The 967-nt window shown below is 41.7% G+C and carries 2 protein-coding genes; both read left to right on the forward strand.

Annotation, left to right across the window (positions count from 1 at the left end; genetic code table 11):
- On the forward strand, window positions 1-285 hold a 285-nt coding region (locus tag AC2VE5_RS28770; RefSeq protein WP_486890921.1), incomplete at its 5' end, for a CHAD domain-containing protein.
- 159 nt (window positions 286-444) lie between these two features.
- Window positions 445-967, forward strand: a 523-nt coding sequence (locus tag AC2VE5_RS28775; RefSeq protein WP_486890922.1) for a TCP-1/cpn60 chaperonin family protein, incomplete at its 3' end; no start/stop codon positions are given.

Here is a 967-nt window from a genome sequence, read left to right on the forward strand (position 1 = left end):
AGTGAGTTTTACGGCGACAATTATGCTGGTTATTTGGAAGATATAAAAGCTATTCAAGAAATTCTTGGCAAGATTCAAGATAGCAATGTTTTGACAGAGTTTCTCAAGCAAGCATCAACAGACAATATTGAGCGCTCCGTTCCTACCTTAATATCTGAACTCGCCAAAGCAGACTATACAGCTTGGCAGCAGTGGCAAAATTTACAAACCAAATACTTGAGTGTTGATAGGAGAAAAGGCTTTCACGTCGCTATCCTCGAACCTAAGTTAGATATTGCAGGTTAATATTTTGACTTTTGGGTAGTAACTGCCTCGCTGTCTCCCTAAAACAAGCTAAAAAGGAGTTCTGTAAACTAAAGCGCAATTTATTTATAATACTTGATAATTAGCACTCAAGGCTAGAGAGTGCTAAATTGGCTAATGGAAGCGCGTGGATAACAGAATATGGCAAAAATTATTGCATTTAACGAAGAATCTCGGCGAAGTCTAGAGCGAGGCGTAAATGCCTTAGCCGATGCAGTTCGCATTACTTTGGGCCCAAAAGGGCGGAATGTGCTGCTAGAGAAGAAATTTGGCACGCCGCAAATTGTGAACGATGGTATTACCGTTGCCAAAGAAATTGAATTAGAAGATCCCCTAGAAAATACGGGCGCAAGACTAATTCAAGAAGTTGCTTCAAAAACAAAAGATGTGGCTGGAGACGGGACAACAACCGCTACAGTCCTTGCTCAAGCAATGATTAAAGAAGGCTTGAAGAATGTAGCGGCGGGTGCAAACCCTGTGAGTTTGCGTCGAGGAATTGAAAAAACCATCGACAAATTGGTAGAAACAATCGCTCAAATAGCTAAACCAGTACAAGGAAGTGCGATCGCTCAAGTTGCTACTGTCTCGGCGGGTAATGACGAAGAAGTCGGTAAAATGATTGCCGAAGCAATGGAAAAAGTTACGACAGATGGTGTAATCACTG

It is taken from the genome of Aliterella sp. E5.1 (assembly GCF_057473825.1).